The 12,823-nt window shown below is 36.0% G+C and carries 10 protein-coding genes and 1 pseudogene; 7 read left to right on the top strand and 4 right to left on the bottom strand.

Annotated elements, in window-relative coordinates:
* The first annotated feature begins 61 nt into the window (after window positions 1-61).
* The 3 genes from AC1DMU_RS18445 to AC1DMU_RS18435 are packed head-to-tail and all read left to right on the top strand — an operon-like array spanning window position 62 to window position 2,701.
* The gene (locus AC1DMU_RS18445) at window positions 62-1,372 is read left to right on the top strand and encodes a PTS sugar transporter subunit IIC (RefSeq protein WP_002063903.1); all 1,311 of its coding nucleotides are present in this window, start codon (window positions 62-64) and stop codon (window positions 1,370-1,372) included.
* The gene (locus tag AC1DMU_RS18440) at window positions 1,348-1,626 is read left to right on the top strand and encodes a hypothetical protein (RefSeq protein WP_000900036.1); all 279 of its coding nucleotides are present in this window, start codon (window positions 1,348-1,350) and stop codon (window positions 1,624-1,626) included. Before AC1DMU_RS18445 ends, AC1DMU_RS18440 begins: the two co-directional genes overlap by 25 nt.
* Window positions 1,616-2,701, top strand: a complete 1,086-nt coding sequence (locus AC1DMU_RS18435) for a DUF871 domain-containing protein (RefSeq protein WP_088062040.1) — start codon at window positions 1,616-1,618, stop codon at window positions 2,699-2,701. Before AC1DMU_RS18440 ends, AC1DMU_RS18435 begins: the two co-directional genes overlap by 11 nt.
* 175 nt (window positions 2,702-2,876) lie before the next feature.
* Here the strand turns inward: AC1DMU_RS18435 and entC are convergent, their stop codons facing one another.
* The 4 genes from entC to AC1DMU_RS18415 all read right to left on the bottom strand — a co-directional run bounded on the left by entC (window position 2,877) and on the right by AC1DMU_RS18415 (window position 7,820).
* Complete coding sequence (entC, locus tag AC1DMU_RS18430) at window positions 2,877-4,268, bottom strand: cell wall-binding protein EntC (RefSeq protein WP_476941542.1); 1,392 nt, start codon at window positions 4,266-4,268, stop codon at window positions 2,877-2,879.
* Window positions 4,269-4,867: 599 nt separating this feature from the next.
* Window positions 4,868-6,019, bottom strand: a complete 1,152-nt coding sequence (locus AC1DMU_RS18425; protein ID WP_404841059.1) for an ABC transporter permease — start codon at window positions 6,017-6,019, stop codon at window positions 4,868-4,870.
* 26 nt (window positions 6,020-6,045) lie between these two features.
* The gene (locus AC1DMU_RS18420; protein ID WP_000609098.1) at window positions 6,046-6,720 is read right to left on the bottom strand and encodes an ABC transporter ATP-binding protein; all 675 of its coding nucleotides are present in this window, start codon (window positions 6,718-6,720) and stop codon (window positions 6,046-6,048) included.
* The gene (locus AC1DMU_RS18415; RefSeq protein ID WP_088062044.1) at window positions 6,717-7,820 is read right to left on the bottom strand and encodes an efflux RND transporter periplasmic adaptor subunit; all 1,104 of its coding nucleotides are present in this window, start codon (window positions 7,818-7,820) and stop codon (window positions 6,717-6,719) included. The genes AC1DMU_RS18420 and AC1DMU_RS18415 overlap by 4 nt, the downstream gene beginning before the upstream one ends.
* A 211-nt stretch (window positions 7,821-8,031) precedes the next feature.
* Between AC1DMU_RS18415 and AC1DMU_RS18410 the strand changes: the two genes are divergently transcribed.
* From AC1DMU_RS18410 to AC1DMU_RS18395, 4 genes and pseudogenes are all read left to right on the top strand, one after another.
* Window positions 8,032-8,766 carry a YwaF family protein gene (locus tag AC1DMU_RS18410; protein WP_088062046.1) on the top strand — a complete coding sequence of 245 codons (735 nt, stop codon included), beginning with the start codon at window positions 8,032-8,034 and terminating at the stop codon, window positions 8,764-8,766.
* Between the two features lie 88 nt (window positions 8,767-8,854).
* Window positions 8,855-9,721: an ABC transporter permease subunit gene (locus AC1DMU_RS18405; protein ID WP_141555591.1), complete on the top strand. Its 867-nt coding sequence runs from the start codon at window positions 8,855-8,857 to the stop codon at window positions 9,719-9,721.
* Between the two features lies 1 nt (window position 9,722).
* A complete protein-coding gene (locus AC1DMU_RS18400; RefSeq protein ID WP_088062048.1) occupies window positions 9,723-10,727 on the top strand; it encodes an ABC transporter permease in 1,005 nt (334 codons plus the stop codon).
* A 139-nt stretch (window positions 10,728-10,866) separates the two neighbouring features.
* Window positions 10,867-12,788: pseudogene (locus AC1DMU_RS18395) on the top strand (FtsX-like permease family protein).
* The last annotated feature ends 35 nt before the right edge of the window (window positions 12,789-12,823 follow it).

The raw sequence follows: 12,823 nt of genomic DNA, 5'->3' as shown, positions 1-12,823 counted from the left end.
AAACATTATAATGTTATAACTTTTTATTCTTACGTATTAAAGAGAAAGAGGAGGGGTATTGATGAATGGTTTTATGAGTTTTATGGAACAAAAGATTATGCCAACAACGCAAAAGATTGCAGGACAACGACATTTATTAGCAATTCGAAACGGAGTTATTTCTACATTGCCGTTAACGATTGTCGGATCATTTTTCGTTATCTTTTTAAATTTACCAATTGATGCATATATGGAATGGATTGCACCATTTCGCCATATTTTAGATATTCCATTCCGGTTTACAGTAGGTTTAATGGCATTATACGCAGCATTTGGGGTAGGAGCTTCACTCGCAAACTTTTATCAGCTCAATCAGTTAAGTGCAGGGTTGTTATCTGTACTCGCCTTTTTACTAGCATCAGTTGAACCAATTCAAATTACGAAAGCTGTACCAGGTGTTATTGATGCAGGAAGATACATTTCAGTAGGAACATTAAGTGCAACGTCTTTATTCGGCGCAATTGTTACAGCATTAATTGCAGTAGAAATTTATCACTTTATGATTAAGCATAATATCTCGATTAAATTACCAGACAGCGTACCACCAGCAGTTGCAAACTCGTTTGCAGCATTAATTCCAACTTTAGTCGTTATTCTTTTATTCTGGGGTATTCGTTACGGTTTAAAATTCGATGTGAATACAACAATCACATATTTAATCGCACCACTAAAATCAGTATTAGTAGGAAATAATTTATTCGGCGGTTTATTAACAGTATTCTTAATCGTGTTCTTCTGGTCATTCGGTATACATGGCCCAGCGATTTTAGGACCAATCATTCGTCCGATGTGGGATTCAGCAATTCTTGAAAATATGGAAGTATTCACAGCTACAGGAAATGCACATCAATTACCAAACTTATTTACAGAGCAATTTATTCAATGGTTCGTATGGATCGGTGGATCAGGCTCAACATTAGCTTTAGTTATTATGTTTATGTTCTCTAAATCTAAATTCCTAAAAGAGTTAGGTAGATTATCATTCGTGCCAGGTTTATTCAATATTAACGAACCGATTATTTTCGGGGCACCAATTGTAATGAACCCAATCTTAATTATTCCATTCGTTATAACACCGTTAGTTACAACGACAGTATCATATTTCGCAGTTGTTTCAGGCATGATTCCGCTCATGATGGCGAAACTGCCATTTACGATGTTAGCACCAATTGCAGCGATTATTAGTACGGACTGGACAATTATGGCTGGTGTACTTGTACTTATTAACTTTGTTATCTCATTCGTTATTTACTACCCATTCTTCAAAATGTATGAGAAACAACAATTAGCAGGAGAGGAGAAAACAGAATGCTCGGAGCAATTATCATCTTAATTACATTCGTAGCGGGGCAGTGTATTGCACATTACTCAAAATGGGTACAAAGTAAATCTTTATTAGTGTTACTACTCGTATCAATTGTATTTATCGGTAGTTCAATGGGTGCCTATGTAATGTTAGGGTTACAATCACCGTACGTAATCATTGTACCAACGATTTTATGTGCAACATGTTTATCTGCAAAATATAGATTTACGAGCATGGCATTAATACAACGTGTGAAGGAGATGCAAAAGCATGGAGCGTAAATTAGGAATTTCACTTTATCCAGAGCATTCAACGAAAGAACAAGATATGGCATACATTTCGGCAGCGGCACGCCACGGTTTTTCAAGAATATTCACATGTCTATTATCTGTGAATCGTCCGAAAGAAGAAATTGTAGCTGAATTTAAAGAAATTATTAATCATGCAAAAGATAACAATATGGAAGTTATTTTAGATGTAGCTCCGGCAGTATTCGATCAACTTAGTATTAGCTATAGTGATCTATCATTCTTTGCAGAGTTAGGTGCAGACGGTATTCGTTTAGATCTAGGATTTGACGGATTAACAGAAGCGAAAATGACGAATAATCCGTACGGCTTAAAAATTGAGCTAAACGTAAGTAACGATATTGCATACTTAGAGAATATCCTTTCGCACCAGGCGAATAAACCAGCTTTAATTGGCTGTCATAACTTCTATCCACAAAAATTCACTGGTCTTCCATATGATTATTTCATTCGCTGTAGTGAACGCTTTAAAAAGCATGGCATTCGCACGGCAGCCTTTATTACGTCACATGCAGCCGACATCGGTCCATGGGATATTAATGACGGATTATGTACGTTAGAACAACATCGTAACTTACCGATTGAAGTACAAGCGAAACATTTATGGGCGACAGGGCTTATTGATGATGTGATTATCGGAAATGCTTATGCGAGTGAAGAAGAGTTAAAGAAACTAGGAAACTTAAATCGTTACATGTTACAGCTGAAAGTACACTTTGTAGAAGAAGCGACTGAAGTAGAAAAGAAAGCGACGCTGCAAGAATTACACGTAAGACGCGGCGACATAACAGAATATATGGTGCGTTCTACAGAAGTACGTAAAAAGTATAAAGACTATGACTTCCCAGTGCGCGAAAGTGTATTACAGGAAAGAGGGCAAGTTGTAATTGGAAACAACTCATTTGGTAAGTATAAAGGCGAATTGCAAATCATTCTAAAAGAAATGCCGATAGATGAACGGAAAAATATTGTCGGTACAATTGCAGAAGAAGAGTTATTCTTACTAGATTATGTAGGAGCTTGGACGCAGTTTACTTGTGTGGAATAGGGAAGGGCAGGAGAGGATGCTATGGCATCCTCTTTTTTTGTTGAAATAGTAATCTATCGTATATAGAATGCAAAGAGATAGATTTAATTTGGACGGGAGAGAAGGAGAAAGAATACAAGAATTATAAAAAAAGAGTCAGTCTCAACAATGAGACTGACTCTTTTTTATATAGTAATTAGTTTAAAACTTTTACTGTAACTGTTTTACGTCCCCAGTTACTAGATGTACCTTTATCAGGCATTAAAACGTCGATTTTATTTCCTTTAATAGCTCCACCAGTATCACCAGCGATTGCTACTCCGTAACCTTCAACCCATACTTTTGAACCTAATGGAATGACACTTGGATCAACTGCAATTAGTTTCATGTTTGGGTTAGCTGTTAAGTTGTGACCTAAAGCTGATTTTACTTGGTCGCCTGCTTTATAACCATTTTCAAGTGGATCTGCTGTGTAAGCTGTTGCTACAACGCGTAGTTCACGAGAAGATGATGGTGCACTTGTTTCAGTTTCTTTTGCAACAGGTTGTTGTGTAGCAGGTTTTTGAGCTTTAGCCGCTTCACGAGCTTTAGCTGCCTCTTGAGCTTTAGCCGCTTCACGAGCTTCAGCTGCTTCTTGAGCCTTAGCCGCTTCACGAGCTTCAGCTGCTTCTTGAGCCTTAGCTGCTTCACGAGCTTTAGCTGCTTCTTGAGCCTTAGCTTCTGCTTGAGCTTCAGCTGCTTCTTGAGCTTTAGCTGCTTCACGAGCTTTAGCTGCTTCTTGAGCCTTAGCTTCTGCTTGAGCTTCAGCTGCTGCCTGAGCTTTAGCTTCTGCCCCGGCTTTAGCTGCTTCACGAGCTTTAGCTGCCTCTTGAGCCTTAGCTTCTGCTTGAGCTTCAGCTGCTTCTTCCGCCTGAGCTTTAGCTTGCGTTTCAGCTACTTCACGAGCTTTAGTTGTTTCCACTGCTTTAGCTGTATCTTGAACTTTAGTTGTTTTTTCAGCTTTAACTACTGGTTGAACTTTAACTGGCGCTTTACCTGTTAAGTAAGGAACATGAACATAAGCTGTTTTACCGTTATATTCAAATTGGATCCAGTCGTTTTGTACTTGGTGTGTTGTTTCAATTACATCATCTTGTTTCAATTTACCAAGAATTTCTGAGTCTGTGTTTGCACCAGCACGTACGTTTAATACGTTTGCTGTTACGTAGTAAGTGTCTTTTGTATAGTCAGCGCTAATGAAAGCTTCTTTACCGCTATTCAATTTCACTTTTGACCATCCGTTTTCTGTATGTAAAACGTTAACTTTATATCCATCTAATAACTTTCCGACAACTTGTGATTCAGTAGTTGGGTTTTCTCGTACGTTTAGTACGTCAGTTGTTACAATCGTTTCTGCCTTAGCAGATGTTGTGAAAATCCCAAGACCAAAAACCGCTGCTGTTGCTATACCCATAAATTTTTTCATAATAGCCTCCATTGCATTTGTTTTCGTTGACCTCATTATAGCAACCATTATTTTCTTATTTGCGGAAAACATAAAATTACAAAGGTTTCGTAACGGGTCATTAATATTCTGTAATAATTCCAGTAATATCCTAAAAGCGCTTTCTTATAGTTGTTAGGGGAGGTTAGAGCATACAATACATAAAAAGAGGAGTATTTCAATTTCTAATCGGTTAATAATGTTTCTTAAACGTTACGAAAATGTTTCGTGATTGTTACAAAAGCGGCGTGTTTTGCTGTTAGGACAGAAAAGTAGTTATGTAAAAATAACTATTTTGGTTGTAGATAAATATAAATGAGGTGAAAATCGATAAAATATCGCTATAATTGTTACAAAATAAGTCGAGTTATGGAAAAAATTACGCCTTGATTTTAGTCTGTCACATATTATTTTTGCAATAATAGGATTCTATAATAGCTTTAGTAAGCTAAAATAATTAAAGGTGTTTATAACGTGAAACATATATAATAGAAGAAACACGATTTAATAGATAAAGTGAAACTTTAATCAGTGGGGGGATTCTTCCTCCCCCACTGATTATTAGTTGAACCAATCGGGCTTTTATGGGCAGCCCGACCCCCACCTAAATTCTTTGCTTTCGCTGAATTTTGAGGTGGGGGTCTTACTGCCCATTAAAGCGGGATAAATAAAAAGCGTAGGAGTGTAAACTCCTACGCTTTTGTTTATTCATATCGTAAACATTCAATTGGATCAAGTTTTGCAGCTTTGTTAGCTGGTAGTAGACCGAATATAATACCGATTAACATGGAGATACCTACTGCAAGAAGTCCAAGCTCTTTTGAGACAACGAGTGGCCATCCGGCAAAGATTGAGACGATCCAAGCGAAGAAGATACCGAGCATGAATCCGATGAAACCACCGAGTCCTGTTAAAATACAAGATTCAATTAAGAATTGTGTTAATACTTTACCGCGCGTTGCACCAAGTGCTTTACGAATACCAATCTCACGTGTACGTTCTGTTACAGATACAAGCATAATATTCATTACACCGATACCACCAACAAGTAAGGAGATAGCGGCAATACCACCGAATACCATTTTCATCATACCGATGGATTCGTCTAATTGCTTCGTAAATTCACCTAAGTCTTGTGCTTCGAATTTGTGCTCAAATTTCGGAGCTTTCATTTCGTTTAAAACAGAAACGGCTTGTTTTTCTACACTTTTACGTTCTGTTGGAGAGGTCATCGTTAATCTTACAGAGTCATACTCATTTACTCCTGAAATGACAGGTGCGTTTTCCAGTGATGTGTAACCTTCAGGCATAGCCATTCCAAATTCGTTTTTCGTTTCGTATACACCGACTATTTTATACGGCTTTCCTTTTATATCTGTGTATTGATTTGATTCCCAACCACTAAATAATTTGTTGAAAGCTTCTTCATTTAATATAACAGCAGGGATTGCCTGGTTTAATTCGCTGTCGTTTAATTCACGACCGTGAACTAATTTTATTTTCGAATCTGTCATAAAGGCACCTGTTCCACCTTTTAAATCAAGAGAGACATCTTTTGAACCAGCAGACGCTTTTACTTTCATACTTACATCTGGATAAACATCTTTAACGCCTGGCACAGTTTGAAGACGGTTTAGCATATCAGGTGTGATTTTGGCACTATCTGTTCCATAATCAGGGTTGTTGTAGTAAATTGTTATTTCATTATCTTTTCCTTGGCCTAGCTCTTCTTTAAACTTTGCATTTGTACCATCACCCATTGAAATGATAGTAATAATGGCACTAATACCGATAATAATTCCTAGCATTGTTAAGATGGAACGCATTTTGTGGGCAAAGATAGAGGAAAGGGCCATGCGTATATTTTCACTCGTGTTCAAAATTAACCTCTCCAATCTTGGACGATGTTTCCGTCACGAATTACAATTTGCCTTGCTGCAGCTTCCCCAATTTCACGATCATGGGTAATCATAATGATTGTTGAGCCTTGTTTGTTTAATTCGTAAAAGAGATCCATAATTTGTGTACTTGTTTTCGTATCAAGTGCTCCTGTCGGTTCATCGGCTAAAATGAACTTTGGATTATTTACGATTGCACGTGCGACTGCGACACGCTGTTTTTGTCCACCTGATAATTCGTTCGGTAGGTGAGTAGCACGATCAGCTAAACCTACTTTTGTTAAAGCGGCTAATGAGCGCTCGCGTCTTTCTTTTTTATCGACTCCAGCGTAAATAAGAGGTAGCTCTACATTTTGAAGTGCTGTAAGTCTCGGTAATAACATGAAGTTTTGGAATACGAACCCAATCTCTTTATTACGAACGCGTGCAAGTTCTGTCTCAGACATGTTTGAAATATTTTGACCAGCTAGTTCATACGCACCTGTCGTTGGTTTATCTAAGCAGCCGATAATGTTCATTAATGTTGATTTACCAGAACCAGATGGTCCCATAATAGAAGTGAATTCTCCCTGGTTCAGTGTTACGTCAATGCCGTGTAATATTTGAACGGATTCTGCACCATTTTGGAAAGATTTCGTGATGCCTTTTAAGTTAATCATCGGGCGACGACCTCCATACCATCTTTTAAGTCTTTTTCAGGTTTAGAGATAATTTGCTCTCCTTTTTTCACTCCAGAAACTTTTGCTTCGCTATCAGTCTCGAATTCAACAGTAACAGCTTGTTCTTTCGCTTTACCGTCTTTTACAACGAAGACAATATTTTTGTCACCTTTTTTCACGATGCTGCTTTTCGGAACAATCGTACCAGTTGCTTCGCCAGATTTACTTGTTACGTAAACGTGGAAGCCGTTTTGTAATTCTTCACTATTATCTAATGTGACAGTGAATTGATAGTTAGAAACTGTTTTGTTTTCATCCATGCTCTTTAATGGTGTAGAACCGATTTCTGTTACTTTTCCTGTCCAAGTCTTACCAGCGACAGTTTTTGAGGAAACAGTTACTTCTTGCCCGACTTTCATACTAGCAAGCTCATATTCAGAAAGTTGACCTTTTACTTTAAATGGCCCAGCGTGGCGAAGTGTAATGCCGCTCATACCTGTTTTTTCATCAGCAGTTTTTACGATATCATCAATTACGCCATCAGTAGGGCTCGTTACAGAAAGTGTATTTACTTTCTCTTTTGCTGCTTTAATCATTTCATCAGATTTTTCAACTTCAAACTTTTTCATTTCAATTTGTGATTCTAATTGTTGTACTTCGACTTCTGATGCTTTTAATGCTTCAGCAGGAAGGCCTGCATTTTTATCTTTTTGTAATTTTTGTTTCGCTGTATCAATTTGTTTTTGGAACAATGTTACTTCTTTTTGTGCGATTTTCTTTTGCATTTCTGCTTCCGTTACACCTTGTTTAGCAGTAGGGTCATTATATTTAAACAGAAGCTGCCCTTTCTTAACTTCATCGCCTTTTTTAACAGCTAATTCATACGTACCTTTTGTTGGATCAAATGAAATTGTTTCGATGCCGTTTGGAATGACTTCACCGCCAAATTTTTGCGCGTTTTCAATTTGTTTTTCTGTTACTTTATATCCGCTATATGCCATTGCTACTTCTGAACTACCGCCAGCAAATGCAAAATATGATCCAGCTGCAATACCGATTGCTACTACACTAGTAATTAACACTTTATTTTTCTTCTTCATCTATTTATCACCTTTTCGTTCGTTTTAGTATCTACATTAAGTATAGAAGAGGTGAAGAATCTGACAAATCGTTTTAGCTTACAATAACCTTACAGTTTTGTAAGGTATGAATATGTAAATGTAAGGTAGGGCTTGTCCAAGTGTGAGCAAATGAATTGACTCGTCGTTTCTTTCTAACAATAATATTGTATGAAAGAGAGGAGGAGGCAAGATGGAAGCTTATTTTAGTGCGCATCCATTAAAACCATTTATTCCATACTCAAGGCAACATGTCCTTATATTATTTATTATGTTGGTGGGGATATTTTTTCTATATCAATACCAAGATTTATTGCGTCAAAATGAGTGGAATATAACGGTTCGATATGCGATTGCATTTTTATTTATTGGGAGTGAAATTGGGCTCCATATGTGGGAATGGAAAGCGGGGATTTTTGAACTAGGCACTTCATTACCATTTGAGTTATGTACGATTAGTTTATTGTTAGCATCGATTATGATTGTAACGAAAAGTTACCGCATATATGAGATTGTATTTTTTACAGGGATTATCGGTGCATCACAAGCTATTTTAACGCCGAACGTGCAATATGCTTTTCCGCATTTTCGCTTTATAGAATTCTTCGTTGCACATGTATTACTCATTTGGGCACCACTCTTTATGACGTGGGTAGAAGGATATAGACCGACCTTGCAATCAATTAAGCGTACGATGATATTTTTAAACATAATAATTCCAATCGTTTCTTTTGTGAACTACAAAACAGGTGGCAATTATATGTTTTTAGCTCGTAAGCCAGAAACTGCTTCATTACTCGATATGTTAGGGCCACACCCTTACTATATTATTTCATTAGAAATAGCTGCGCTTATTGGATGTTTTATTTTGTATATGCCGTTTGCGAAAAGAGAAGGGCATGCGCATAAAGAATCACTAGGATCATAACCTAGTGATTTTTCTATATAAATATTTACAATTCAGAAAATTGAGAATAAAATTAAGGGGTAAATTATATAAAGAGAGAAGGGAAAACGTGGTCAAAAAAGTTTTTCTGAATGGGATGGAAGTGACGGTTCAATTTATTATTTCGATTTTGGGTATTATTTGTTTAGGGGCACTGCCAAAGTTATTTTACGGATTTGAGCTGCATGCATCACAGTACATAAAGAGTTTACAAGAAGTGTTTGTGAATTTAATGGACATCTCTAATTTTAAATATGTGGGAGATAAATTTTTATTTCCGCAGTTGTTTGTCCATTATAAAGAAACAATTGTTATATTTTTAGCTGCTTTTTTCATTTCATTATTTGTAGCATTTTGTATTGTTTATGTCATTATGAGTAGTTCACCTCGTATACAACATCGTATTAAATCATTTCTCATCTTCCTAGAATCTATTCCAGACATTTTACTTATTTTAGTATCGCAAATTTTAGTTGTATGGGTTTTTAAACAAACAGGCTTTTTACCTTTTCAAATTGCTTCAATCGGAGGCGAGTCGATTAGAGGATTGCCGATATTTTGTTTGAGTATACCGACTACGATTCTGTTTGTAAAAATGTTAGTGCTTCGTTTCGAAAATGAGCTAGAAAAAGATTATGTACTATTTGCTAAGGCGAAAGGGCTGGGGCGCTTTCATATTTTAAATCGTCATATTTTACGAAATGTGTTGCTTAGTACACTATTCTTTGCGAAAACGAATATCTTTTTTATGTTATCTAATTTATATATTATAGAATGGATTTTTAATACGGGTGGTATTTTTATGTTTTTGAAATCGTATGCAGGTATTAGGATTGAGGTTTTCATCGTTAGTGTGCTGCTTATTTATATTCCAATTTTTATTTTGTTTAAATTGTTTCATTATTTCATTCCAGCTGCGATGAAGGAGAGACTATAATATGTGGACGTATATAAAACGTGATAAAAGATTTTGGATAAGCATTGGGTTTCTTCTCATATTAGTTCTTTTGAGCATCGGAAATACGATATGGAATGATGGACATATTAGACAAGTTACATTGCAATATGATGTGGATGAAAATCCACAAGTACCACCGTTTTCACCTTCATTCCAATTTTTACTTGGGACAGACCGGAAAGGATACGACTTGTTACATTTAGTCATTGAAGGTGCGAAGTGGACAATTGGTATATCTATTTTAATTGCGGCACTTAGAATGGTGATAGGTGTGTTTTTCGGTGTCGTACTCGGAACATATGTAAAAAGAGGTTTTTCAAAAATTGAGGCTTTTTTTGATAGTTTTACAGTTGTTCCAACAGTTATGATTGCATATTTTTTTCTTCAATCTGCAAATGCATTTGGGAGTGGAGAGGAAACAACAACCTTTTTTGAAAGGGCTTCGTTTCAAGTTTTATTACTTGTAATGCTTGTGATGCCAGTTATTGCACTGTATGTTGCGAAGGAAGTCCGTAAGTTGAGAACCGAAGAATTTATTGAAGCTGCGTACATATTGGGTGGATCGAGAAGGCACATTGTTATAAAGCATATTTTCCCGCATCTCTATATGACATTTATACTTGTATTTTTTCAGCAGTTTACGCAAACTCTTACTATTTTACTCCACTTAGGATTACTTGAAGTGTTCTTTGGTGGAACTGTTACGTTTGGTGGATATATAAAAGAGGTGGAATCTTATACACATGAATGGTCAGGTTTAATTGGCGTCTATTTTAGATCATTAACAGTGAATCCATGGATTCCTCTCGTTCCCATTACATTTTTTGGCCTTACTATTTTTTCAGGAAATATGATTGTAAAAAGTATAGAAGAGGCGATGATGAAAGTAAGGTTAGGAGGAGAGATAAAGAAGGACATTGTAGAAGAGGAACAATCTGCTGTACAGTCAAAAGAAGAGTTATTTACTTTTAAACATACGATGTGAAGAACCTAGGAAACTAGGTTCTTTTATTTTGCTATATTACAATATCGTAAGAGAGATGTAATGAAAATCGATAGGGGAGAAATACAATTTCGTATACACTTCATGTATAGAGAAATGCGAGAGCGGGTGAAGGTGTACGATGGATTTTTTAGAAGTATCAAAACGTAGCATAAAACGAAATATGAAAGATTATTTTCTATACTTTATTTCATTAGTAGGCAGCATTATTATTTATTTTACATTCGTATCGATTAAACGAAATGAAAGTGTAGTAGCTCTTTTAAAAGAGTCGGATAAAGTGGAAACAACATTTACGTTTGCACAAATATTGTTAATTATCTTTTTAACGATATTTATTTTTTATTGTAATAGCTTCTTTTTGCGAAAGAAAAAAAAGAAATTGCGCTATACAGTTTATTAGGTATCCGTAAAGAAGAAATTGCGAAGTTACTCTTTTATGAAACGTTATTAGTTGGTGGTGCGGCAAGTGTGTTAGGTATTCTTGCTGGTTTATTTATAGCGAATATGTGCGCAGGGCTTCTTGTGAAGCTAATGGGAAGTGCGTTTACGTTCACATTTACGATTTCATTTTTATCTATAGTAGAAGTTCTTATAACGATAGGCGCAATTTTCTTTATTGCATCATGGAAAAGTAAAAAGTTAATTTATGAGCATCGTTTAGTTGAATTACTATATGGTGAAAATCAGAAAGAAGAGGCACCTACGTATGCAAGTGAGAAGGCAAAACGAGCGATTGTTTTATTAATTACAGGTTATATCATTGCGCTACTTACACAAATCTTTGGGTTTGGGGCCATTTTCATTACAGGTCTACTTATTTTTGGTTGTATTGTAAAAGGTACGTTTTTACTATTTGAGCAATATACAGTGAAATCACTCCATAAAATAAAGGGAGATAAAACGAAATATTGGAATGGAACGAACATTTTATCCATTTCTTCATTGTTCTTTAGAATAAAAGGGAACGTAAAGATGCTGGCGCTATTATCTTTATTAAGTGCGGTAACATTATGTACGATTGGAATTAGTTCTAGTATGTATTATGGAGCGCAGAAGACAGCGGCATTAATGAATCCAGTTAGTTATGAATATGTAACAACTGGAAAAGGATTAGATAAGAAAGTTAGAGAAGAAATTCAAAAGCATGAGTTAGCAATTAAAAATGAAACGTCTGTAGCTATGCTCTCTATGCAAGGGAAGATAGATGGAAAACAAATATTAACAGGGTATTTAATAGGTAATGGTAATGTACAAGTTATAAAAGTGACAGATTATAATAAATCAGCTTCTATGTTAGGCAATAAACAAGTTATTCTCGGTTCTGAAAAGGAAGTTATTTTATTAGATCCATATAAATCATATAACATCGAGAAGAATTCGCTTGAAGGAAGTAATGTGTCCTTTGAAGGGATGAAGAGTGGTGTAACAATCGTTGATCACCGCGAAGAAACAGTTGTTAGTGCGAAACTTGCACCAGTGGGGCTTGTTGTTCGAGATTCGCTATTTAATAAGTTGTAGCAAGGAAAGGATGTTTCAACAGTTAGCGGATTTATCGTTGAAGGAAACGGTAATAGAGAGCTAACGAAAGAGCTAGGGACAATCATTCCTAAAGAAGTGAAATTCCAATCATTTGAAGAGGCGAGCCAATCTGAATTGCAAGATGGTGCAGTATTATTATTTGCTAGCGTATTTTTAGGGATTGTTTTTATTCTTGCAACAGGTTGTATTTTATACTTTAAACAAATAACAGAAGCGATGGCAGAGCGACCAGCGTACGGAATGTTAAAGAAAATTGGACTAACGAAAAAGGAAGCAACAGAGTCTGTAAGAAAGCAAGTGGGGGCGATATTCGTAGTACCATTACTGCTGGCAATATGTCATACATTCTTTGCATTTTTAAGTTTGATGGGCTTTACAGGAATGTTTGAATATAGCCTTCCTTTACTAGGCAGTATAGGTGTGTATATAATCATTTACTTTGGTTACTATACGTTAACGGTCCGTTCGTACACAAATATTGTATGTAGCGATAGAAAATAAAAAAGGAGCAAGCATGGATTTCATGCTTGCTTCTT

The sequence above is a fragment of the Bacillus sp. 01N45 genome, assembly GCF_056399205.1.
This window is presented reverse-complemented; position numbering and strand designations above follow the sequence as displayed.